The organism is Flammeovirga agarivorans, assembly GCF_012641475.1.
Classification (GTDB): Bacteria; Bacteroidota; Bacteroidia; order Cytophagales; family Flammeovirgaceae; genus Flammeovirga; species Flammeovirga agarivorans.
In genome coordinates this window covers 56,582-79,297 of record NZ_JABAIL010000008.1, presented here as the reverse complement: position 1 = coordinate 79,297, position 22,716 = coordinate 56,582, and the positions used below count along the sequence as shown (strand labels likewise).

21 protein-coding genes are annotated in these 22,716 nt (G+C 33.6%); 15 read left to right on the top strand and 6 right to left on the bottom strand.

The features are described from left to right. Window positions 1–230 precede the first annotated feature (230 nt). The 9 genes from HGP29_RS21760 (at window position 231) to HGP29_RS21720 (ending at window position 8,444) form a co-directional block, all read left to right on the top strand. The gene (locus tag HGP29_RS21760; protein ID WP_168884555.1) at window positions 231–809 is read left to right on the top strand and encodes an NAD(P)H-dependent oxidoreductase; all 579 of its coding nucleotides are present in this window, start codon (window positions 231–233) and stop codon (window positions 807–809) included. Between the two features lie 178 nt (window positions 810–987). Beyond that, window positions 988–1,902 (top strand): AraC family transcriptional regulator, encoded by a 915-nt coding sequence (locus tag HGP29_RS21755; RefSeq protein ID WP_168884554.1) that lies wholly within the window; start codon window positions 988–990, stop codon window positions 1,900–1,902. A gap of 132 nt (window positions 1,903–2,034) precedes the next feature. Then, a complete protein-coding gene (locus tag HGP29_RS21750) occupies window positions 2,035–2,472 on the top strand; it encodes a nuclear transport factor 2 family protein (RefSeq protein WP_168884553.1) in 438 nt (145 codons plus the stop codon). Window positions 2,473–2,492: 20 nt separating this feature from the next. Continuing rightward, complete coding sequence (locus HGP29_RS21745) at window positions 2,493–2,921, top strand: nuclear transport factor 2 family protein (RefSeq protein ID WP_168884552.1); 429 nt, start codon at window positions 2,493–2,495, stop codon at window positions 2,919–2,921. 47 nt (window positions 2,922–2,968) lie between these two features. Continuing rightward, the gene (locus HGP29_RS21740; RefSeq protein WP_168884551.1) at window positions 2,969–3,877 is read left to right on the top strand and encodes an alpha/beta hydrolase; all 909 of its coding nucleotides are present in this window, start codon (window positions 2,969–2,971) and stop codon (window positions 3,875–3,877) included. Between the two features lie 270 nt (window positions 3,878–4,147). Continuing rightward, the gene (locus HGP29_RS21735; protein WP_168884550.1) at window positions 4,148–5,782 is read left to right on the top strand and encodes a T9SS type A sorting domain-containing protein; all 1,635 of its coding nucleotides are present in this window, start codon (window positions 4,148–4,150) and stop codon (window positions 5,780–5,782) included. Window positions 5,783–5,946: 164 nt separating this feature from the next. Further along, on the top strand, window positions 5,947–6,300 hold the full coding sequence (locus HGP29_RS21730; protein WP_168884549.1) for a RidA family protein: 354 nt from the start codon (window positions 5,947–5,949) through the stop codon (window positions 6,298–6,300). A 190-nt stretch (window positions 6,301–6,490) separates the two neighbouring features. Next, window positions 6,491–7,159, top strand: coding sequence for a CatB-related O-acetyltransferase (locus HGP29_RS21725; protein ID WP_211093376.1), 669 nt, complete (start codon window positions 6,491–6,493; stop codon window positions 7,157–7,159). Window positions 7,160–7,319: 160 nt separating this feature from the next. After that, complete coding sequence (locus tag HGP29_RS21720; protein WP_168884548.1) at window positions 7,320–8,444, top strand: RDD family protein; 1,125 nt, start codon at window positions 7,320–7,322, stop codon at window positions 8,442–8,444. Window positions 8,445–8,520: 76 nt separating this feature from the next. Here HGP29_RS21720 and HGP29_RS21715 read toward each other — a convergent pair whose 3' ends face one another. Beyond that, the gene (locus tag HGP29_RS21715) at window positions 8,521–9,648 is read right to left on the bottom strand and encodes a linear amide C-N hydrolase (RefSeq protein ID WP_168884547.1); all 1,128 of its coding nucleotides are present in this window, start codon (window positions 9,646–9,648) and stop codon (window positions 8,521–8,523) included. Window positions 9,649–9,830: 182 nt separating this feature from the next. On the opposite strand from HGP29_RS21715, the gene HGP29_RS21710 reads away from it, so the two are divergent. The 3 genes from HGP29_RS21710 to HGP29_RS21700 all read left to right on the top strand — a co-directional run bounded on the left by HGP29_RS21710 (window position 9,831) and on the right by HGP29_RS21700 (window position 12,130). After that, a complete protein-coding gene (locus HGP29_RS21710) occupies window positions 9,831–10,625 on the top strand; it encodes a helix-turn-helix domain-containing protein (RefSeq protein ID WP_168884546.1) in 795 nt (264 codons plus the stop codon). A gap of 70 nt (window positions 10,626–10,695) precedes the next feature. Then, a complete protein-coding gene (locus HGP29_RS21705) occupies window positions 10,696–11,085 on the top strand; it encodes a VOC family protein (protein ID WP_168884545.1) in 390 nt (129 codons plus the stop codon). A gap of 169 nt (window positions 11,086–11,254) precedes the next feature. Further along, window positions 11,255–12,130: an alpha/beta hydrolase gene (locus tag HGP29_RS21700; protein ID WP_168884544.1), complete on the top strand. Its 876-nt coding sequence runs from the start codon at window positions 11,255–11,257 to the stop codon at window positions 12,128–12,130. 40 nt (window positions 12,131–12,170) lie between these two features. Here HGP29_RS21700 and HGP29_RS21695 read toward each other — a convergent pair whose 3' ends face one another. Continuing rightward, on the bottom strand, window positions 12,171–15,179 hold the full coding sequence (locus HGP29_RS21695) for a CHAT domain-containing protein (RefSeq protein WP_168884543.1): 3,009 nt from the start codon (window positions 15,177–15,179) through the stop codon (window positions 12,171–12,173). A gap of 517 nt (window positions 15,180–15,696) precedes the next feature. On the opposite strand from HGP29_RS21695, the gene HGP29_RS21690 reads away from it, so the two are divergent. Then, window positions 15,697–16,218: a hypothetical protein gene (locus HGP29_RS21690; RefSeq protein WP_168884542.1), complete on the top strand. Its 522-nt coding sequence runs from the start codon at window positions 15,697–15,699 to the stop codon at window positions 16,216–16,218. A 119-nt stretch (window positions 16,219–16,337) separates the two neighbouring features. Here HGP29_RS21690 and HGP29_RS21685 read toward each other — a convergent pair whose 3' ends face one another. From HGP29_RS21685 to HGP29_RS21670, 4 genes are read right to left on the bottom strand one after another with little or no spacing between them, the layout of a single operon-like run. Continuing rightward, complete coding sequence (locus HGP29_RS21685) at window positions 16,338–17,315, bottom strand: deoxyhypusine synthase family protein (RefSeq protein ID WP_168884541.1); 978 nt, start codon at window positions 17,313–17,315, stop codon at window positions 16,338–16,340. After that, entirely contained in the window at window positions 17,305–18,162 is an 858-nt protein-coding gene (gene speB, locus HGP29_RS21680) for an agmatinase (RefSeq protein ID WP_168884540.1), read from the bottom strand. The genes HGP29_RS21685 and speB overlap by 11 nt, the downstream gene beginning before the upstream one ends. Further along, a complete protein-coding gene (locus HGP29_RS21675) occupies window positions 18,155–19,564 on the bottom strand; it encodes a type III PLP-dependent enzyme domain-containing protein (RefSeq protein ID WP_168884539.1) in 1,410 nt (469 codons plus the stop codon). Before HGP29_RS21675 ends, speB begins: the two co-directional genes overlap by 8 nt. Window positions 19,565–19,601: 37 nt before the next feature. Then, window positions 19,602–21,128 carry a carbon-nitrogen hydrolase family protein gene (locus HGP29_RS21670; RefSeq protein ID WP_168884538.1) on the bottom strand — a complete coding sequence of 509 codons (1,527 nt, stop codon included), beginning with the start codon at window positions 21,126–21,128 and terminating at the stop codon, window positions 19,602–19,604. A gap of 503 nt (window positions 21,129–21,631) precedes the next feature. Between HGP29_RS21670 and HGP29_RS21665 the strand changes: the two genes are divergently transcribed. Together HGP29_RS21665 and HGP29_RS21660 are read left to right on the top strand one after the other, a co-directional pair. Next, complete coding sequence (locus HGP29_RS21665) at window positions 21,632–22,021, top strand: tautomerase family protein (protein ID WP_168884537.1); 390 nt, start codon at window positions 21,632–21,634, stop codon at window positions 22,019–22,021. Between the two features lie 224 nt (window positions 22,022–22,245). Then, entirely contained in the window at window positions 22,246–22,635 is a 390-nt protein-coding gene (locus HGP29_RS21660) for a group III truncated hemoglobin (protein ID WP_168884536.1), read from the top strand. Window positions 22,636–22,716: the final 81 nt, after the last annotated feature.

Below are 22,716 nucleotides of genomic sequence, written 5' to 3'. Positions count from 1 at the left end.
GATCTGTTCATTTTGAAATAATTTGTATTCAGCCGGTCGAAATCGTGTTGATAGGTTTACCAATTTTTGCTCATGATTAATCCATGCCATTAACATTAAAATGGACAGAAAAATGATGGGTTTATTATCGATCAATAAGTAAAATAACATAAATAAGTACTGAATTAGACATTTGTCCTATTATGAGTTTCTCCCCCTTTCTAGATTTGTGATAAATAAATAATACAACGATGAAAAAGATTTTAATAATTAACGGACACCCTGATCCAGAAAGTTTTAATAAAGCCTTGGCTGATGCTTATCATACTGGTGTAAAGAAAGCCGATGCTGAAGTTTCGGTCTTAAATATAGGTGAGTTAGAGTTTAACCCAAATTTAGAATTTGGTTATAGAAAAAGAACATCCTTTGAACCTGACCTTGAAATGGCTATTGAAAAAATAAAATGGGCAGATCATCTTGTTTGGATATACCCAATGTGGTGGAGTAGCATGCCCGCAAAATTAAAAGGGTTTATTGATCGTACTTTTTTACCCGGAATCACATTTGACTATGTGGAAGGAAAAGTCTTCCCGAAAAAATTATTAAAAGGAAAAACAGGCAGATTAATTGTCACTGCAGACAGTCCACATTGGTACCACCGCATTATTATAGGTAACCCGATTATCAATCAAATGAAAAAAGGAATACTACAATTTTGTGGAGTGAATCCTGTTAAAGTAACCTATATAGCTACAATCAGAAAATCAACAGAAAAATTTAGACAAGATTGGTTGTCGAAAGTAGAAGCAATAGGATACAACGATGTGTAGATAATCTATACCCGAAGTACTTTATTCTTTGAAAGAGATTTTTCTATCACCTCACTATCATTAACCCAGGTAGTGGGGTGTTCTTTTTTATAAATTTTGTAGATTTAATATTCGATATATATCAATTCTAATTTTAACCCGAACATAACTTTTGTTCTGTAACTAAACTTTATTCTTTTTGGAGCATTTTAAAAGTATAACTGATTATTGTAAAACGATAGGAATTTCAGCCCCGTTACACCCTCATTTTGATATCAGAAGTTTTGAGGAAAACATGGGTAAGGTGATTCCAAATATGCCTCCCTTCCGACATGAATTTTTCTCCATTGCTATTAAAGCGGATGGTGATGGAAAAGCGATAACAGGCCACAATACAGATTTCCCTGATGGGGTGACGATATTTTTTAATTCTCCATTTCAGATCCTCTCTTGGGATATTGTCCCCAATTGGACAGGATTTTATATCATGCTTTCTCAAGACTTCTTAGCATCTTCACATTATTTTGATCGCTTTTTAGAAGACTTTCCTTTTTTAAAGATTGATGAATCGATTCCTTTTGAAATACCAAAGGAGGAACTACCCGCAATATTGGATATCTACCGTAAGATTAAAAAAGAATATTCTGGAGCAGAAAACGATCAGTTTAATTTTATCCAAGTGTATGTTCTTGAACTTCTTCATCAAGTAAAAAGACTCTTCAATAAAAATATTGATGTAAAAACTGCAGATGAACAATATCGCTCTGCCGATTTAAAACTACTTTCCCGTTTTCAGAAATTAATAAAAATCAGTTTTTATCCTGATGCTGAAATTGAAGCACAAGCTAATATTCATTCTCCAACTTATTATGCAGGGATTTTAAGTGTACACCCCAATCATTTGAATGCCATTGTTAAATCAATAACTGGAAAAACAGCATTAAATCATATTCATCATCATATTTTACGCTTAGCCAAAGCTGAATTGGCACAAACAGATGTTAGTGTGAAAGAAATTGCCTATGGGTTACACTTCGACTCACCAAATAATTTTAGTGCTTTCTTCAAGAAAAATGCTGGGATGACGCCCCTTACCTATAGAAAAAACAGCTAATCTTTGAAATTCATACTTCTTACTTTGAAACTATAAATTATTTCCATTCCAATCTTCAGACTTTTGTATCATCACATTAACAAAAGCATTAGAAGTCAACACGTTATCTCTTAATTTTCAAAACGAAGAACTATGGAAATAATTAATGAAACCGTCACTCGATTATTTATCGCTACCGACAACAAAGACTGGAATACTATTGAAAGTATCTTTTCTGATCAGGTAGAGTTAGATTATTCTAGCATGAACGGGAACCCTAAAACAACATTAACTCCGAAACAAATCATCGATGGGTGGAAAACTATTCTTCCAGGATTTACATCCACTCACCACCAAATAGGAAACTTTGTCACAACCATCAGAAATACTAAAGCAGATGTATTCTGTTATGGTACTGCCACTCACTTCTTAGAAGATGAAGCCGGAAATGTTTGGACAGTGGTTGGTAGCTACAATTTTGAGTTAGAAAGAGTGAAAAATGATTGGAAAATCACACTTATGCAATTCAACTTTAAATACCAAGATGGTAATACTTCTCTTCCTTCAAAAGCAATTGAAAGTTTAAAATAAATCCCTCTTAGATTACAATTATGAACAATTCATCCGAAAGAAATAAAGAAATTACATTAGCCTTTTTAAAAGCTTTAGAAGATTATGATTTGGAAAAAGTAGTACAATCATTTGCAGAAGATGGTGTACATATTAACCCTTATTCTTCAGGGTTATTTCCAGAAGGCACAAAGGGTCAGGAAGGTGTTAGAACCTATTGGGAGCCCGTTTTTCAAAATTTTGAGAAAATGGAATTTCCTGTTGAAGAAATATACTCCATGAATGAAGCTAATATGACTTTTGTAAAGTTTGAAGGTAAGATCAAATTGAAAAACGATGGGGGTTGGTATAAGAATAACTATTACGCCACTTTCAAATTTAATGAGGAAGGAAAAATCACGGAATATGTAGAAATTTTTAACCCTATTGTTGCAGCCAAAGGCTTTGGCTTACTAGATCAAATAAAATAGAATTCATCTCAATTTTTAACTCCATATCAAAACAAAACTATAAAGACATGAAAAATATTAATTTCAAAAGCGAAGGTTTAAACTTAGTAGGTAATTTATTTTATCCAGCAAACTATAAAGAGGGAGAAACTTATCCAGCAATTATTTCAGTAGGAAGTTGGACCACTGTCAAAGAGCAAATGGCGGGGTTATATGCTGAAAAATTTGCTGAACAAGGCTTTATCACTTTAGCATTTGATTTTAGAAACTACGGTGGTAGTGAAGGAGAGCCACGCTTTTGGGAAAACCCTACGATGAAAGTAGAAGATATCAAAAACGCAGTCACTTATTTACAATCCCTACCTGAGGTGGATAGCAATAAAATTGGAGCATTTGCAGTATGTGCAGGTTCTATGTATACATTAATGGCTGCCTCAGAAGATAATCGTATTAAAGCCGTTGTTACTGCTGCTTCTTGGTTACATGATGATGAAGCTGTGAAATTATTCTATGGTGGTGAAGAAGGGGTAAATAGCAAATTAGAAGCTGCAAGAAAAGCAAAAGACAACTTCGCTAAAAATGGTGTAGTAGAGTATATTGAAACCATTTCAACCACCAATACTTCGGCGGCTATGTATGGTGAATATGACTATTACCTTAACCCAGCAAGAGGTGGCGTAAAAGAATGGAGTAATGATAAATTTGCAGTAATGAGTTGGGAAAATTGGTTGACACTAAATCCTATGCCTTATGCAAAGCAACTTCAAGCACCAACATTAATGATCCACTCGAACGGTTGTGTTTTACCTCAATACACAAAAAACTTTTTCGAAGAGATTGGTACATCAGACAAAGAGTTAATTTGGTTAGAAACAGCATTAGATTCTCCAATGCAACAGTTCAATTTTTACGACCAAGATGAAGAAGTCAGCTTGGCCATTGAAAATGGTACAAAATGGTTTAATGAGAAATTGTAGGAGGTAAATCCTTCAATACTATAAATCCAGAAGGGTTAGTTCTTTTCTGGATTTACGTTTTTATTGTACACAATGTTTATTAGAAATACGTTAAAACCAAATGTATAAATTCAAGTAAAACCCATCAAAAGGGGTTTTAGATAGATATCTATTTTAACCCTTCCATTATTGTTTCTTATATTACATCCGAAAATCAATTAAACACTAGACTAGCACTTAATTTTTTATCTGAGAATTAATACTTTAAGTTAGTCCTATTTAAAGCAAATAATGAACAAATTACTTCTTACACTCACTATGATTCTTGGAATAATACCGTTAACCTTCGGCCAATCAGACCAAGAAAAACACCTATCACTTATATATGATTTTGAAGGGGAAGATTTCGAATATAACGTTAAAGCCATGGTAGGTTTGAACGATTCTCTATATATTATTTCAGGAACACCCGATTACAATGGTATGTTCTTCCGAATCGACAGAAATGGACAAGGGTTTGAAGAAATATGGAAATTCGATGAAGTAACTAGAATGCCAAATAGCTTAATTGCAAACGATTCTATCATCTACGGAACAACTAGATTTAGTGAAAATGGTGGTGGAGTATTGTTTCAATACTCCCTAATTGACCACAACTTAAAAGTGATTAAAGACTTTGATATCGATGATGCTCAAGAGATACAAATTAAATACGTAACCGATAGTGTGTTTTGGTTATGTTCCCAGATATCTCCTGTTGATGAAGGAAGTATTTTCACTATTAATAAGGATGGATCAAATTTCAAAAAAATATATAATAACACTAGTTCCGAAACAGGCCAAAACCCTGTAGATTTTGTGTTTTATGAAGATAGTATATATATCGCTTGTTTTAATGGTGGTGGTATCCCATATGTTAGTAATGATGGTTCAACTAATTCTAGTGGATGTTTTATCCGTGTGAATATTGATGGCTCAGGATATGAAAACATCATTCAAGGAAGTGATAGTACAGGTACACAACCTTCATCATTATTAATACACGACGGAAAATTAATAGGGTTATTTGGCTATTCTGGAAGTAATGCGGCTTCTGGTGGCCGTTTTTTTAAAAGTAACTTGGATGGAAGTTCTTATGAAGCTCTAGGAAGTCTTACAGATCGAGCATTTACAAGATTACTATTAACAGATAGCCTTATCTATGGCATGAGTTCTTTTAATATTTTTGGTCTCAATCCTGTAAATGGAGAAGTAAGAATTTTTGATGATTTATTGAGTAATTCCGATTTTGGTTATGATGTTGTATCAAGTCCAGCTTACTTAAATGACGAAGTATTTTTTGCTACTCTGCAAGGCGGACCAAATAGAGGTGGTACAATTCTTAGATGGACAAATCAAGCTCCTGAAGTAATTGAAGAAGATTCATTGGTGAGTAATGGCCGAATTGTAGTTACTAATAATGTCGCAGAAATTAATCTAAAATCAATTTTTAGTGACCCTGAAGGGGATAAAATGACCTTCTTCTTAGATTATGATGAAACAAAAATACAAGTCACGGAGGAAAACGGTAACCTTAACATCACTTCATTGGTTGCTGGTACTAATGATATAACTATTACTGTAACAGATGGATGGTCTGGGTATAATTCTACAACCATTAGTTATTCTTCAGAAAATGGTAGTATTACTAGTAGTAATGATTTATCTTCTGCTCCTCTTTTATTTCCAAATCCCGCACATTCTACTTTAAATTTCAATATCAATAATATAGAATTAATTGAAGTACTAAGCCTCGATGGAAAGCTTTGTTTTGCAAAACAAATGCCCAACGGGTATATCGATATTAGTTCACTCAAAAATGGGATTTATATTGTGAAGATTTATACAGAAAATGAGTCATACTCTCAGAAGTTCTTAAAACAATAGTCTTCAATACTTATTAGAAATAGTCTAGGGTAATGCTATACAAGTAAATAGCATTACCCTTTTTTCGTAATAAATAATTAAGAGTACAATACAATTAGTGGAAATTGATTTTATATTTGTATGACATATAACTTCATAATTAAATTCAATAAACTTTCTACACCATGATTACAAAAAAAAGAGGAATATATACTGGAAGGAATAAATCATCAGCTTATAAAGATTTAGTTTGGACTGTAGCCACAGCTAAAGATGTTTCTCTTTCAATAGAAGATCAGACCAAACAAACCCTAGCAACCATAGAGCAAAATCTACTCGAGTTAAATTCAAATAAGCATCAAATCGTATCCGCTCAAGTGTACCTTGCTAATATAAATGATAAACCAACGATGGATTCTATTTGGCAAGATTGGATTGGTGATAACCCCGATCACTGGCCACAAAGAGCTTGTTTAGGTGTAGACTTAGAAGGGGATGTATTAATCGAAGTTACGGTCACTGCAGTTGCTATTCTTTAGTATATTTTTTCTTACATTGAAGAATCGTCACAAGTTAAAATCATAGAGGTTTTAATAAAGTCGCTGTATTATCCACATTCTTCATTTCAGAATTGATTACACTTTTTTATCTGAAGAAAAATGACAAAACTTTAAAGATTAATGCCTCCATTTTTATTCAACCTACTCTTGATCTATTACCTTTAAGGTCATGAAAGAAATCAATCCTAATAACTTATACCCTGTCGAAAATTTCAAGAATACGATCTTCTTGAAACCACTAATAGAGAAGAGCGAAGTAGAAAATATACATGTGGGAGAATACTCCTATTACAGTGACTTTAAGGATCCAACAAAGTTCTTAGAAGAAAATGTTTTGTATAATTTCGGCTTCTCAGGTACCTCATTACATATTGGTAAATTTTGTGCTTTTGCTGATGGCGTAAAAATAATAATGGCAGATGCCAACCATGCCACTGAAGGCATTACAACTTTCCCATTTGCGATATTTGGAGGAAAATGGTCTGACGAACTTCCAATAACAGATTATCCTTTTAAGAAGTACGATGATATCGTAATTGGTAATGATGTTTGGTTAGGAAAATCTGTGACTGTTCTTCCTGGTGTTAAGATCGGTAATGGGGCAATCGTTGGTAGCCATGCAGTAGTCGCTAAAGATATTCCTCCATACAGTATTGCTGTTGGCAATCCAGCAAAAGTGATCAAACAGCGATTTTCAGAGGAAAAAATTGCCATTTTAGAACAATTGAATTGGTGGGATTGGCCTGTAAAACATATCGATCAAAATATTACTTCGCTAGTAAAAGGAGATATGGATACCATTATCGATTATGCTAAGAAAAACCATTTAATGGAATAGCTCAATATGTGACAAAACGTTATTTCTCATTACGTGATTTGCATGTTTTTGCGATGTTATTTTTTAAAGTCAGTTTATATTTTTATCATCGAATCTTATAAGTGACTATGTAGACGATAGGGATATTTAGAATAATAAAGCAAACATTGATCGTAACGTTATGAGTATTTTTTATAGTAGGTTTAAAGACAAACCTAACGACGAACTTCATTCCATTATTCGCCATAAATCAAGGTATCAAGAAGAAGCTATTTTTGCTGCCATTAAAATTCTAAAAGAAAGAGGTGAGGCAATAGCTGAAGAAGAACAACTTCTATTAGAATTAAAAGAAAGACAACAGAACAAGATTAATTCTGAAACTACTACTTCTTTTACACAAAAAAGAGTATTAGCATTTGCCATCGACTTATTAATCTTAACCATATGTAGTTATATCATCGGTGGAATTCTTTTATTCACATCACAAACAGGGGCTGTTACTTCGTTAGTAATAAGTGCGATACTTATTATTGGATACTTTACCATTGGCAATAGTTCTGTAACCAAAGGAAGTACATATGGTAAACAGAATATGGGACTTCATGTCATCGATGAGGCTCAAAACACTTTGTCTATTGGAAAATCTCTTATAAGAAGCCTACTTATTTTAAGTCCTTATTTTGGTTTTAAATTTTTAGAATTAATTGATATTGAAAATGTATTCATTCTTACAATAATTGACAGTTTGTCTTTTAGTTACTATCTATCCTTTCCATTTCTCTTTTTTTACAATAAAAAGGATAGAGTATTGTATCATGATTTAATCATGAAAACTAGAGTAACTCCAAGTAATGTAAATAGTAGTAACTACTTTCACCAAAACAACTCATTAAAATATTTAGGATTTATTCCTGTCTTTTTCCTAACTCTATTTCTTTCTTTAAATTATCTCCTTGAAGACCAACCTGTAGAAATTCAAAAGAATAACATAGATGCGTTTCATAATAACGAGGAAGTGTTTTCTTCATTAATGACTGAGATAAATAGTATTGATGAGATTGAGGAAGTTGAGAATGTATCCTTTACTACTTATAATCAAACATCTACAAGTTTCATCATTACGGTGAAGTCCACTGTCAAGATCAATGATGATGAAACACAAAAAGTTGCTCAAATTATTGAAGCAAAGATAAAAGAGAGAAATATCAAAGATCTTATTCCTTATGATAATATCGTAATTGTAAGTAAATATGGATTTACTTTACCATTAGCAAGCTATACAATAGAAAGACAAGATGTGTTTTAAAATACTATGAATATATATAAAATAGAGAGGCAATAAATTCAGTAATTTAAAACCTCTCTATTTTATTATCACTTAACTAGTTAAATTGAGGTGTTCTATCTAAAATGTCTTGTGATCTGTCGATGTCTAATGGTAAACGCTTAATTTCATTTCCCATTGTCGTAAAATCGATATCACTTAAATTAATTTGTTGAACTCTTCTATTGTCTTGAGTATGATAATTGAATACTTTATTAGTTAAATCAAAAGATGTAGTCCATATAGTTGCACTTCTCATCGTACTATGATCTTTTCCGAAAAATATACCTGTCCCCTCTGCTCTATCCGCACCTAATGATAGATTGAAATTATCTAATATTCTGAACATTTCATATAAAGATTCCTCTGAGTTTTCCATTGGTCTAGTCGTTTGTGTCCAAGCTACTGCTCTTACAAATCGTGAGGTTGGTGTCATATCACCAGGTAGGCCTAACATACCTGAACCCATTCCAGTTGGTTTAAACTCAACTCCAGAGATCGTTTTTGAAGGAGCTGAATTAAAATCAAGATTTAAGTAATTTCTTAAGTTCATCATGTGCCAATCATAAGAAGGTGCATTAGTGATTACGCCTAGTGGAGCATCATGAATATGAAGTTGACCATCTACAAATTCAATAACAATTGACTCACCTGAAGCATCAGTTACCATCCAGTGTCCATCAACTTCAATACCTATTGCTTCTTCTATTACTCCTACTACTGCTACATTTTGAATTCCTTCTTTTACTTCATCAACAGTTGCGTACTGTGCCAAAATATAATTTACAACATCTTGTGATGATATCGTATTTTCAGCTTGTGAAGGATCATACTCTGTATATTTTGCTAAATTTGGAAAGTAAAATATTCCTACTGATAGACCTGCATCATTCATACCATCAATAATTAGATCTTTACCGAGCATATCAAGACCTACAATGCCATATTTTGCTTCAAATTTTTTCCCGTTATTCCCTTCAGGGGTTAAGCTTGAAAATGCATAACCTTTAGGAACAATTGCTACTTTTGAGAATAGATCAAAAGCGCCCCATTCCATTGTTCGACCATATCGAATACTTCCATCTTCAGCAACTAAGCGAATACCTGTACATGCGAAGATTGTTGAGTGAACTAATAAAATTAGGCTTAAACCTAAGACTGATGAGATTTTAATTGACTTTTTCATTCTGATTTTTAAATGATCAACAGATTAATTAATTATTACCTTACAAAGGTCTTGATAATCACATTCAATCATTTACACATAAAAAAAATGAATTTGCACAGAACTGTCAATCTACAAAAGTTGGAATTCATAGATTTCCTTTACCTTTAATAGAAAGAGTATATTCCCTTGCCATTATTTAAATGTTAAAGATAAAAACACATTTTCCAGAATTTCATTCAGATCTCATTGAAAGGTTTTGGATCATTGAAAATACTGAAGTAGAAACAAAAGTTGTGATTCCCCCAAGTCAATATATCAATATAATTTTCCCTATTGGGACATCAAACTATAAACGAAATGAAAGCTGGGTCACTTCTCCTCAAATAGAGGGTATCTCTTTACAGAACAATACCATTACATACCCACCGAATACCAAAGTTTTTGGCATTCGACTCTTTGCTTATGGTCTCTATCCATTCTTCCAATTTGCAGGAAAAGAGATTATGGACACTTCAATACCTATTCAACTTGAAGGTTTTCCTTTTATTACAGAGCATAAAAGTGATGATGCACTTATTAAGAAGCTAGAAAAAACCATTTTATCTCACTTTTCTGTTGATCGATATAATGAGATTAAACCAATACTAAATTTCTACCAAAAATTCCGATGGAATGATGAAAACGAATCCATAGAACGCTTCTGTAAAGATTCTGAGACCAATTATACTTCACTCAACAGACTATTTAGTAAAGTGATTGGAATCTCACCAAAGAAGTTTGAACGTTTAATTAAGTTTCGAAAATCGCTATGTAGTATAATAGATAGTCAAGAACAACTCACCTCCATAGGTATCAATTCAGGGTATTTTGATCAAGCCCATTTTATCAGAGAATTCAAATTATTCCTTCATCAAACTCCCTCTGAGTATAAGAAAATGATAAAAGAAGCGGATAAAGAAAGTAATATCATCAATTACAATTTCAAATTACATTAGTGTTTAAAATATACAATTCTCCTGATTTTAGCTTTTCTACTTTTGTCATATCATAAAACATAAATAAAAAATGAGAATTGAACACATTGCTTATTGGGTCAAGGATTTAGAAGCTTCAAAAGACTTTTTCTTAAAATATTTTGTGATGAGTACTAGTGAAAAGTATACCAACACAACAAAGAATTTCAGCTCATACTTCTTATCTTTTGAAGGTGAAAATACTAGAATTGAAATTATGGCTCGACCAGATATCCAAGCTTCTGAAATAAGTAAAGGACATTCGTTTGGTTTAACACATCTAGCAATTTCCGTTGGAAGTAAAGAAAAAGTAGATCAACTTACCGAAAGGTTTAGACAAGACGGCTTTACTATTATCGGAGAACCTAGAACAACTGGCGATGGCTATTATGAAAGTATCATTGAAGATTCGGAAGGAAACTGGATTGAGATTACTGAGTAATTAAACAAATAGGTCCTTCAAAAACATGTCCATAAATATTATTACTAAACAACTAATTATCAATTAACTGAAAAGGAAAATAATGCCCCCCTAAAATTGCCATGATACTATATTTTTCATAAATTATTGAATAATAAACCCAACTATTTAACTAAATAATAAATACAAAATGTTTGGAAAAGTTATCTCTGACATGATGATCAAACCTGGTAAGTCTCCAGTTTTTGAAACACCTGATAAATACAACCTTCCATTTGAAGATGTCACTTTCAAAACTTCTGATGATATTACATTATCAGGATGGCTTATCAATGGTAACACAGACAAGGTAATCATTCAATCACATTTTGGTGTGCAATGCTCAAGGTGTGGTTTCACACAAGAAGGAAAAGGAATGATGAAAAATGCGTTATGGACTAGTGATATTCATTTTTTAGATCAAGCAAAATATTTATTCGAGAATGGATATTCAGTATTAATGTATGATATGAGAAATCATGGCAATAGTGAACAAACAGACTGGGTATCATGGGGGGTAAAAGAACGAAAAGATATTGTAGCAGCCATAAAATATATCTCAGATAAAGACATTTACAAAGATGCATCCATTGGTTTACTTTCTATCTGTATGGGACAGGGAGCAACAACTTTTGCTTTTGGAATGGAAGAAGAAATGAAATCATTTAATCAGCTTAAAGCAATGATATCTGTACAACCCCTGACCTATGATTTTTTTGTTAAAGCTATGGGACTACCAAATTTTCTAATCAACTCAGGAAATAAATATAACAAAGAAAAGAGAAATACAGATCTCACCGGGGAAGCTTTTCTACCATATGTAAAAGACATTTTTATCCCAACTCTTGTTATTCAAAATAAAAATGATCCCATGACTAATCTAAATATGGTTCAAGAGTATTATAATTCACTAACTGTAGAAAAGGATTTATTATGGTTGGATCTTGAAAAGAAACGAGGTGCCGCATACTCATGGTTAGGCAAAAATCCTGACCCAATTTTAAATTGGTTCAATAAATATTTATAACCTGCCATTCCACAAGGGACGACAGGTTAAAAATATTATTTTATTGCACATGCACAAAAGCTGCCCAATAGTATGGATTTTCATATTCTTCTTTAATGGTAGCCTGTGCTTTACTTACTGCCTCACCGATATCAGATAGCTCTACATAGTACTTGTAGAAAAGCGTCATAAATTTTTGTGTTGCAGCATCATCCACTGTCCACAGAGATATAATTTGATGCTCAATTCCCGCTAGCTTCATCGCTCTTTGGAAACCATACACGCCTTCGCTTCGTGTACTTTGTCCAATTCCTGATTGACAAGCAGAGATGATGGCTAGTTTAGTTGCTCTTAGATCGTAATTCGATAATTCATTTGCCATCAAAATTCCATCATTTTTATCATCATAACGTTCGCCAGTTTCCCAGAAGTAATTCGCTCCAGAAAATACGATACCTGCCCTATTCATAGGATCGGGATCAGAATAAATCATCGCTGCTCCTTTATAAGATCCTGCTGCTATTTTATCCTTTGGAATATAAGGAGAGAAATAGGCATGAGTAGCAATATGTAAAATATCTGATGGTGCTTTACAGAAATCTTTAAATTGCACTTCAGAAGCATCATTCCCTGTAAAAAGATCAACTTGTAATTTAGAAGCTTCTAACTCTTCATTAATTAGTTTGACTTCTTTAAGTGTTCCCGGTAAATAAGTGAACGTACCTCCTACTGTTTGAACTTCTGAAGTTGTATTTGTTGAAGTTGATGATCCAGATGTTTTCGCCTTTAATTTTAAACCTCTTTCACCACTTTCGCTTGTGATCTGTTCTAATGCATTTTCATCATAGTTCATACCACCAAAAATAGTTGCTTTTCGAGGCGACAATTGTGATTTACTCGCAATAAGTGATGTCTTACTTACGCGTTTCAGTTTATACTCTTGTCCCCATCTTTTTTCTGAATTTTTAGATTGAAGTGCATCCATCGACAAACCATGTAGAATCCCTGCCGGCGAATAATGCACTGTTTTTACATTATCAAGGTAAGGCCTTAATGGATCAACAATTAAGTTGGCAATCTTCAGTGAGTTAGTATTATAAATATAATTCACCTGCCATTGTTCTTGCTGACCATTGTCTGGAGGAAGTAATTCTTTTAATTGTTGTTCATCACATAAAGGAATAAAAACAGGAGATTTCATATCGCTTTTTAGTACTAAAGCAGCATATTTTTCAGGAGCATAATAAACAAACTCAACGGCTACCTCATTAGGCTTTAAAGCCTTTTTCACCATTTCCCAATTCACATCATCCTCATCAATTACAGCAAAGACTTCCTTTCTTGTTTTTGTCGCTAACTCTCGGTGCAGACCAAACGCAATGTCTTTTAAACTATCAATATCTACCCTAGGATCATGGAATAAGATCTCTTTTCGTACATCCATCCAATGTTCAAATAGATTTTTCAAATCTTTGTTTTTACTATCAGCTGCATATTTTCTAATGGCAATTACTGATGATAATCCTATTTCTTTAGATAAAAGCGTATAATCATAAGCTAGCTGTTGCGTAGCCTGATTAGGTAGTTTTTCCGCTAAGGAATACAAAATATCTCCACTTTCTTCGGATATCTTTACCATCTGTTTCTTATCCATTTTAGATGGATTCAGCATGACGTTTTTAATCAGATATTCGAATGTTTCATACTCTTCCATCAACTTCGCTAAATCCACCTTATCTGTTTGTTTTGCTTCTACTAGAATACCCACGTAATTGATATAGTAATAGAACCTGAACATTCTAACATATAGCAAAGAAGCTACATCATTTGCATCCACTTCCGGAAAACGTTTATACTCTTCAATGGAAGTATTATAGGCGATTAGGGCATATTTTTGAGCATTCTTTAAGTCTCCTTGATATTTATACACATTGGCTAAAGTGAAGTAGGGACCAGATCCAACTGTACCACCAAGTTTCTCTGCCACCTCGATCATGTCAAAACATTCTTTCTTCGTCTTCTCATAATCTTTCATCTCAAATAAAACCGTCATCTTCATATTCTTAATTCCAGGATATAAAGGATTGGTTGCATCGTTATTGTCTAAGAAATTATTAGCCAGGTCTAAAGCTTCCTTGTATCTACCCAACATCTGATAGTTAGAAATTAACATCGCATCGCTTTGTAGATAGCCTAACTCCTTTTGCTTTAATTGGACAGTCAGCATATTTTCATAATCCCCTTGGAGCATATAAAGACTACTTAAGTTCAATAGAAACGAACTGTAGTAGTGTGATGTGGTATCTCCTTCTTTTTCGATTTTTTCGATCGCATCCTTTACCAATTTCGTCGCCAGATAATATTGGTTTGTACTGTACATTTTACCAACAAGCATCAATGTAGTATTGTAGTCCATTGTGCCTGCAGCCAGATGTTCTTGTATGATTCGATCAAAGTTTAGTGATTGACTTTTAGCATTCTTCCAGAAGCGCTGAACGTCATCGTATAAGTCTTCATATTCCTCTTTCTCTTCAGGAGTAGCGTTCTTATATAATTCCTCCAAATGATCGAGGTAGGGTATTCTATAAAAGAAGTTATCAGCTACTTTTTGTAATGGATTTGCCAATGCATACTTCTGTGTTTGTATCCATCGATAAGACTGAACCATTTTGAAAAGTTCTTCCATTTCTTCAAAGCTTTCTTTTTCATCCATTTGTACCTTAAAAAGATACTCTTCCACTTCAGAAAGGTAATCGATAAGAAACGGATCTAATTGAGGCTGCTCTTTTAAACGAATAAAACTTGACAGTTGCTGTGCAGCAGCAGAGCGGATATAATAGTCTTCTTTATCAAGTGTAGGGACCACTTTCTCTACCCAATTTGCTTTCCAATCATCATTCTCTTTAGCGAGGGCACTTCGGGTTGCTTCCAAGCTTTCATACTCTTTTTGCATTTCGGGTAATGCAGATCGTAATTGGCTTGTTTTAAATGACATAACAGCTTTCTTGTCCTGAGCACAGGAAATTGTGACAAAAAAAGACAGTATTAGCAGTAGTTGTTTAGTTTGCATAATAGTTTTGTTGAGTTGTAAATCTTAAAAAATTGATTCCAGACAAATTTCTAAGGCGTCTTCTTTTCAATACAGTAAATAATCAACGCCCAACAAAGGTATAAAATAGAACTTGATATGAAAGGAGAGGAATTAAAAAATTAAAGGAACGAAGTATACATTTCATAGGTTTCATCTTATGGAAGAGAAATATAGGTATTTAATTTTGTGATACACTTTCTAAATACACTTTAGTGCGTCTACCTTCTTTATTTATACTAGAATTAAAAAAACTATATTGAGTTACTGATTATACAAAGTAACCGTTACACTTTTCGTTACATCAATGTCCTTCAGTAGCTTATCAAAACCAGTTGATAACAATGTGCATTTCAATACAAAACTCTATGAATTCAGTCTTGATTTATCAATTAAACTTTCTATTTTTGATAGTGTTATACCCTATCCATCGATAATACAATAGGTATAACAGCTATCTGATTATTAACTAAATGCCTTACAAACCTCACTTTTAAAAATGAGCAAATTATCAAAAGTAAACATTACTGTTGCCTCTGTACTTTCGTTTCTCGGACCTATAGGCCTTTTATACATTGGTTTAAATTTCACCTTTTGGGCCTTTTTCTATTCAGCTGTTTTTATATATCTCTATGACTTTTTGTTGTTATATACGCTGAACCAAGGTATTCAATTACCGCTAAATGTTATCTATGTTTCATTATTAGCTTGGGTGTTTTTCGGGCATCAATTAGCGGTATTACGAAATGAAATTGTGGAGAAATATTCTTCATCAGAGAAAAAACAGAAACAGTTCAAAAGTTTTGGATTTGGATTTATCCATAACCTGAACCTTTTTAAACTTTACCTTCAGTTCTATACTGTTGGTTTAGGCTTATATGCTGCTTTTGGATTTTTCAAATCGGGTGATCATGAATGGGCACCTGTTGCCTTAGCAATTATAGTTGTAGTCATTGGATTACTTCAGGTACTTTTTGTCGGCCTACAGAAAGGATTAACTAAGCTTTTTAAGTACGAATAAATCGATAGTATACCACTTACTATATTCAATAAAAACACACCTTTTTTTAATGAGTGTAGGGGCTACAATATACTGGCAATAGTATCATTATAGACCCCTACAGTTCATTTAAAGGGAGATTAATACCCCAATAAATAAGCAAATATTAAAGGCGCTACTATCGTAGCATCCGATTCTACTATATATTTTGGCGTATCTGCATCCAATTTGCCCCAAGTTATTTTCTCATTAGGAACAGCACCCGAATAAGAACCATAACTTGTCGTAGAATCCGAAATTTGACAGAAATAACTCCAGAATGGCGTCGCCTCTCTCTCTAGGTCTTGGTACAACATTGGTACGACACAAATTGGGAAATCACCAGCAATGCCTCCTCCTATTTGAAAGAATCCTATTCCATTGTCCTTTGTATTTTCTGTATACCAATCAGCTAAAAAGGTCATGTATTCTATGCCTGATTTCACTGTGGATGTTTTCAACTCATTCTTTATACAATAAGAAGCAAAAATGTTCCCCATTGTAGAGTCTTCCCATCCTGGTACAACGATCGGCAAGTTCTTCTCTGCTGCAGCCAATAACCAGCTATTTTTAGGATCGATTTGGTAATATTGTTCCAACTCACCTGATAATAACATTTTGTACATGTACTCATGCGGGAAGTATCGCTCGCCGTTTTCCTCAGCAGTTTGCCAAATCTTAAATATGTGACCTTGTAATCTTCTGAATGCCTCTTCTTCAGGAATACAAGTGTCTGTCACTCTATTCAGCCCTTGGTCTAGTAACTCTCTTTCTTGCTGAGGAGTTAAATCTCTATATTCAGGAATTCGCTTGTAGAAAGAGTGTGCAACTAAGTTCATTACATCCTCTTCCAAGTTGGCCCCTGTACAGCTAATAATCTGGATTTTATCCTGACGGATCATTTCAGCTAACGACTTACCTAATTCAGCAGTACTCATTGCTCCGGCAAGTGTTACCATCATTTTATTTCCAGCTGCTAATTGATCTTCATAACCTTTTGCTGCATCCACTAAGCTAGCAGCATTGAAGTGCTTAAAATGATCTAGTATGAATTGAGAAACTTGTCCTTTATTTTCCATAGTATTGATATGATAATAGTTTATAGTATAATTTAGAAACGAGAAAACCAGGTGCTGTTAAACCTTCTATTGGGGCAAACTCTACAATATCAAACCCCACAACATTCTTCTGTTTAAAAACACGCTTTAGGTAAATCATTAAAGTATTCCAGTCAAAGCCTCCAGGCTCTGGAGTACCTGTTGCAGGCATAATTCCAGGGTCAAATGCATCAAGATCAATAGAAAGGTAAACGTTATCGGTCATCTGCCCAATGGACTTATTCATCCAATCATTTTTTCCATAGATCTCTTCTGCAAAATAGGTCTGCTCCCTATTCATATGCTCCTTCTCACTGATGTCCATACTTCTAATCCCTACCTGTATTAAATTGGTACTTTTTGATGCTCTATACATCGCACAGGCATGATTAAATTCCGTTCCCAAATAATCAGGTCTTAGGTCTGCATGGGCATCAATTTGTACCACTGTCAAGTCCTTGTACTTTTCTTTAAAGGCATCGATAACACCAATACTAATTGAATGTTCTCCTCCAAAAAACGTCAGGTATTTACCAGTTTCCAATAGTGATTTTGTCTTGGAATAGACTGCACTATATACCTCTTCTGGACTATTATCTTCCTCAATTGCAGGCAAAACATGGATTCCTTTTTTATAAACTTCAGAATCTGTTTCTATATCGTAGACTTCCATATTTTCGGAAGCCTCAATAAATACTTCCAAACCTTTATCAGCGCCTTTTCCCCATGTGCTTGTTCCATCATAAGGAATGGGCTGGAGTAATACATTAGCGGTATCATAGGAAGAGTACTTCTCTTCTACTCCAGCGAATACATATTTCTTACTCATTGTATCCCAATATTTTAAACATTTCAGCCACAGATTGTTCTTCTCTGTAAACAGTGTCTATAATATTTCCTTTGTCGTCTCTATCAATGATTACATGTTTTGGTGCTGGAATCAAACAATGTTTAATACCACCATAACCACTCACTGAATCTTGATAGGCACCCGTATGGAAGAATCCTAAGTACAATGGCTCTTTGTCTTTTTCCTTATCAAATTGAGGCAATAATACCTCTTGGTTTAGATCATCAGAGTTATAATAATCTGAGTGATCACAACTGATTCCACCAATATTTACTCTACCATACTCATGATTCCATTTGTTGACAGGTAACAAGATGAATTTTTCTTGAATCGACCACGCATCTGGAATCGTATTCATCAAACTATTGTCAATGATATACCAAGTCTCGTTATCGTTTTGTTGTTTTTTATCTAATACTTCAAAGATGATTGCACCTGCTTCACCCACAGTGTATTTTCCGTACTCGGTAAACAAGTGTGGTTCTGGAATATTGCTATCAGCACAAGCACTTTTTATCGTTCCTACAATCTCATTGATCATGTATTCATAATTGTACTCAAAGCCCAAGCTGTTTCTGATAGGAAAACCTCCACCCATATTTAGTGAGTCTAAAGAAGTACTCTCTTTTTTCAAGTCAATGTAAAGTGATAATGCTCTTCTAAATTCTCCCCAATAATATGGCGTATCTTTGATACCCGAATCCACAAAAAAGTGGAACATCTTGAACTCTACTTTAGGGTTGTCATGAATATATGTTCTATAAAACTCAAGGATGTCTTTTTGTGGAATGCCTAACCTTGAAGTGTAGTAAGCCGATTGTGCTTCTTCATTGATAGACATTCTCACTCCAATTTTCACCACATGCTTAGTTTTTATTCTAGCCAATCTATGGTACTCGTTAATGCTGTCCAGAATAATCACAGAGTTGTGGAAACCTGCTTTTTGTAAGTCAACTATTTTTCTTAAATACTCTTCTGTTTTATACCCGTTATGAATAATTTTTATGTCTGTAGTAATTTTTCCTTTTTGATATAAGGAAAGGATAAGGTCAATATCAAAAGATGAAGATGTTTCTAGGTTGACGTTGTGTTTTATGGCCTCATTGACCACATGATAAAAGTGATTACATTTAGTACAATAGCAAAAGTTATATTCCCCTTTGTAAGCGTTGTTTTTAATTACTCTGTTGAATAGATTTCTTGCTTTTTTAATTTGGTCTCCGATTTTGGGCAGATAAATAAATCGAAAAGGAGTTCCGTGTTTTTCAATTAAGTGTTTCAATGAAACCCCATGAAATGTGAGAGAGTTGTCTCTTAAGTCAAAGCCTTCTTGTGGGAAGTAGTAGCTTTGCTCTATTAAATCAAAGTATGTGTTTTTCATCTTTACATAAATAGTTGAGGTATAAATTATTAATCGTTTAATTTTTGGAAAGTGTGTACAAATCCTTTCTTCTATCTTTTAAGTTTCTGACACTTCCGTGTTGATGTAATTCTCTAAGTAAATCCAGATCTACGTCTGCGATCAATATCATTTCTGTGTTCGGTGTCGCTTCTGCTTTTACTCCACTAGTTGGAAATGCGAAATCACATGGGGTAAAAACTACAGATTGTGCAAACTGAATATCCATATTGTGTACTTTTGGTAGGTTGCCTACACTACCAGTAATGGCCACATAACATTCATTTTCTATCGCTCTGGCCTGAGCACAATGCCTTACTCTCGAATATCCATTTTGAGTATCTGTTAAAAACGGCACAAATAAAATTTCCATATCTTCCTCTGCCAATAGGCGACTTATCTCTGGAAACTCAATATCATTGCAGATCAAAACACCGATTTTACCACAGTCTGTATTAAAGGTCTTGATCTCATTTCCTCCTTGCATCCCCCAAACTTTTGCCTCATCTGGGTTGATGTGTATTTTTTCGTAACGTTCAACTGTTCCATCTCTCTTACATAAATAGCCAACGTTTAGTAACTCACCATTTTTAATCTCTGGCAGAGATCCTGCGATAATGTTGATGTTATATGAAATCGAATAACTTGAAAATTTCTCTACAATTTCGTCTGTATACTTTGCTAGTTCTCTAATCGCTTGTGCTCCCGACAAGTGATTGTATTTTGCCATTAATGGGGCATTGAAAAACTCTGGAAATACTGCAAAATCAGAACGATAACCAGAGACTGCATCTATAAAATATTCTGCTTGTTGTAGTAGTGATTCAATGTCTTTGTAGGGTCTCATTTGCCATTGTATCAAGCCTAAACGTACAACTTTCTTTTGGGTTGTCGCTTTTTTAGTTGGCTTTGTATAATAAATGTTATCCCACTCTAAAAGCACCGCATACTCCCCAGAATCCGCATCGCCTTCCAAATAGCCTTTTAATATTCTTGTCGGATGGAAGTCATTAGAAATCTGAAAGTTGAGTACCGGATCATGAATTTCTTTCAGCTTAACTTTCTCTAAATATTCCTTTGGTGAAAGTGAATCCGCATGTTTATAATAGTTTGGAATTCTACCTCCAAATGCTATTCCTCTCAGGTTTTTATTTTCACAAAGCTCTTTTCTATAATCGTATAATCTTCGACCAAGTCTTAAGCCTCTAAACTCCGGTTTAATAAATACATCTATACCGTAAAGTGTATCACCTTCATAATCGTGAGAATTAAATGTATAATCTGCAGTGATATCACGATAGGTATGGTTATCATCAAAATCTTTATAGTTCACAATGATCGACAAAGCCGTCCCGGCAATATGACCATTCACCTTAATGACCACCTGACCTTCTGGAAATTTTTCCAATAAGTTTTTTATTTGTTCTTCTTTCCAGTAAGAATCAGGCATGGAAGAATAAGCTGAGACCATCACGTCTTTTATCTCCATATAGTCATCGAACTTTAGGTATTCCAATTCGATTTTATCGATACTTTTAAGATCCATTATTTAATGCGTTGGTAGTTTATATGTGTAGGTAAACAGATTAGAGTTATTATTTTGATAAGTTTTTGGCTATTACAACTTTAAAATTATAATACACTTAAAACAACAACTTATTACAGCTATATTAGTTTTAGTTTTCATGAAATTTCTTGAATAATTAATATAAGAGCAATGATTATGTTAGCCTTGCTGAATGAGAAATCATTAGGCCTAATGTGTTAGTTATTTAGTAGTCGTCTTCGTTGATTGATCATTATATCATTTTCAGCGGCGCAAATATAGATTTAGTTTTTGAATCGCCTATGTTTTTGTGATTTTTTATCAAACTAATTTTTTAGCCCGTAAAAACATAAACATAAGTAACTAAATATCAATTCAATAGACATGAATTTTACACTACTCCTAAACTCCATTAATTAAAATTAGATTAAATGTCGAGATGATAATAAGTTGGAATCATACTTGCTTTTTCTCAAAAACAATCTCTCTTAAAACTAAATACAATGTCTCAAATTAAAATTTACGGACTAAGGTCCCACTTAAATGGTAAAAAGCAACAACTTTCAGACATTATACATGCTTGCGTTGTTGAAGCATTACAATATCCCCAAAACAAACGAGCACATCGTTTTATTAACTTAGAAAAAGACGATTTTTACTATCCTGAAGGAAGAACTGATCAGTACATTATCATTGAAATTATGATGATTACCGGAAGAACCGTAGAAACTAAGAAAAAGCTTATTCAGTTGCTCTTCAAAGAAATAAGTGAGCAAACTGGTATATCTACAACAGATATAGAAATTCTTATCCAAGAAAGCCCCGCTTCAAATTGGGGATTTAGAGGTATGACCGGAGATGAAGTTTCACTGAATTATAAGATAAATGTCTAATATCTTTTTATAAAAAACTCAATGTATTAAAGGTTTTGAAAAAGATAAACTAGTGCATTTTGGACAGTATTATTTCTTAAATAAAAGAGAACATTTTGGACGCAATTACTGAAACCAAAAATGAACTACTACATTTGTATTCTGAAAAAGGAATACTTATAAACGAATAGATGATAGAGATTTATCGCCTTTTTCAAATTCAATTTATTTAAGAATAATAATGTATGCCTGAAATTCAAAACAGAGAAGACGTAAATAAGATTGTGCTTACTTTTTACAATAGAATCCGAAAAGATGCTGTTTTGGGACCAATATTTAATACGGCTATCCAAGAAGAAAAATGGCCCGAGCACTTAGAAAAGTTAACCGATTTTTGGTACTCAAATCTCTTTGGTGTTAGGACATTTACTGGTAATCCTGTACAAGCTCATATTAAAACAGACAAGATGATGAAGAATACAATGGGGCCAGAACATTTTGAAAGATGGTTAGAATTATGGTTTACCACAATTGATGCTTTATTCGATGATCAATTAGCACAAAGAGCAAAACAATTAGCCCATAATATAGCAAGAAGGCAATTGATGATTGTATATTCTGCCCGCTCCAATTAAATTAGAATTTCAGTACAGTACTTTACCATACCTACCTTTTTTAGCTTAAAATTCAAGAAGTAATGCTTTCCTCCTAAAAAA

Bases quoted from the DNA above. Each gene is read 5' to 3' on its own strand.
- HGP29_RS21760 (WP_168884555.1), top strand. From the start codon at position 231: ATGAAAAAGATTTTAATAATTAACGGACACCCTGATCCAGAAAGTTTT.
- HGP29_RS21710 (WP_168884546.1), top strand. From the start codon at position 9,831: ATGTTAAAGATAAAAACACATTTTCCAGAATTTCATTCAGATCTCATT.
- HGP29_RS21660 (WP_168884536.1), top strand. From the start codon at position 22,246: ATGCCTGAAATTCAAAACAGAGAAGACGTAAATAAGATTGTGCTTACT.
- HGP29_RS21715 (WP_168884547.1), bottom strand. From the start codon at position 9,648: ATGAAAAAGTCAATTAAAATCTCATCAGTCTTAGGTTTAAGCCTAATT.
- HGP29_RS21735 (WP_168884550.1), top strand. From the start codon at position 4,148: ATGAACAAATTACTTCTTACACTCACTATGATTCTTGGAATAATACCG.
- HGP29_RS21685 (WP_168884541.1), bottom strand. From the start codon at position 17,315: ATGGAAAATAAAGGACAAGTTTCTCAATTCATACTAGATCATTTTAAG.
- HGP29_RS21665 (WP_168884537.1), top strand. From the start codon at position 21,632: ATGTCTCAAATTAAAATTTACGGACTAAGGTCCCACTTAAATGGTAAA.
- HGP29_RS21695 (WP_168884543.1), bottom strand. From the start codon at position 15,179: ATGCAAACTAAACAACTACTGCTAATACTGTCTTTTTTTGTCACAATT.
- HGP29_RS21700 (WP_168884544.1), top strand. From the start codon at position 11,255: ATGTTTGGAAAAGTTATCTCTGACATGATGATCAAACCTGGTAAGTCT.
- HGP29_RS21690 (WP_168884542.1), top strand. From the start codon at position 15,697: ATGAGCAAATTATCAAAAGTAAACATTACTGTTGCCTCTGTACTTTCG.
- HGP29_RS21720 (WP_168884548.1), top strand. From the start codon at position 7,320: ATGAGTATTTTTTATAGTAGGTTTAAAGACAAACCTAACGACGAACTT.
- HGP29_RS21675 (WP_168884539.1), bottom strand. From the start codon at position 19,564: ATGAAAAACACATACTTTGATTTAATAGAGCAAAGCTACTACTTCCCA.
- HGP29_RS21750 (WP_168884553.1), top strand. From the start codon at position 2,035: ATGGAAATAATTAATGAAACCGTCACTCGATTATTTATCGCTACCGAC.
- HGP29_RS21740 (WP_168884551.1), top strand. From the start codon at position 2,969: ATGAAAAATATTAATTTCAAAAGCGAAGGTTTAAACTTAGTAGGTAAT.
- speB (WP_168884540.1), bottom strand. From the start codon at position 18,162: ATGAGTAAGAAATATGTATTCGCTGGAGTAGAAGAGAAGTACTCTTCC.
- HGP29_RS21705 (WP_168884545.1), top strand. From the start codon at position 10,696: ATGAGAATTGAACACATTGCTTATTGGGTCAAGGATTTAGAAGCTTCA.
- HGP29_RS21670 (WP_168884538.1), bottom strand. From the start codon at position 21,128: ATGGATCTTAAAAGTATCGATAAAATCGAATTGGAATACCTAAAGTTC.
- HGP29_RS21725 (WP_211093376.1), top strand. From the start codon at position 6,491: ATGAAAGAAATCAATCCTAATAACTTATACCCTGTCGAAAATTTCAAG.
- HGP29_RS21745 (WP_168884552.1), top strand. From the start codon at position 2,493: ATGAACAATTCATCCGAAAGAAATAAAGAAATTACATTAGCCTTTTTA.
- HGP29_RS21730 (WP_168884549.1), top strand. From the start codon at position 5,947: ATGATTACAAAAAAAAGAGGAATATATACTGGAAGGAATAAATCATCA.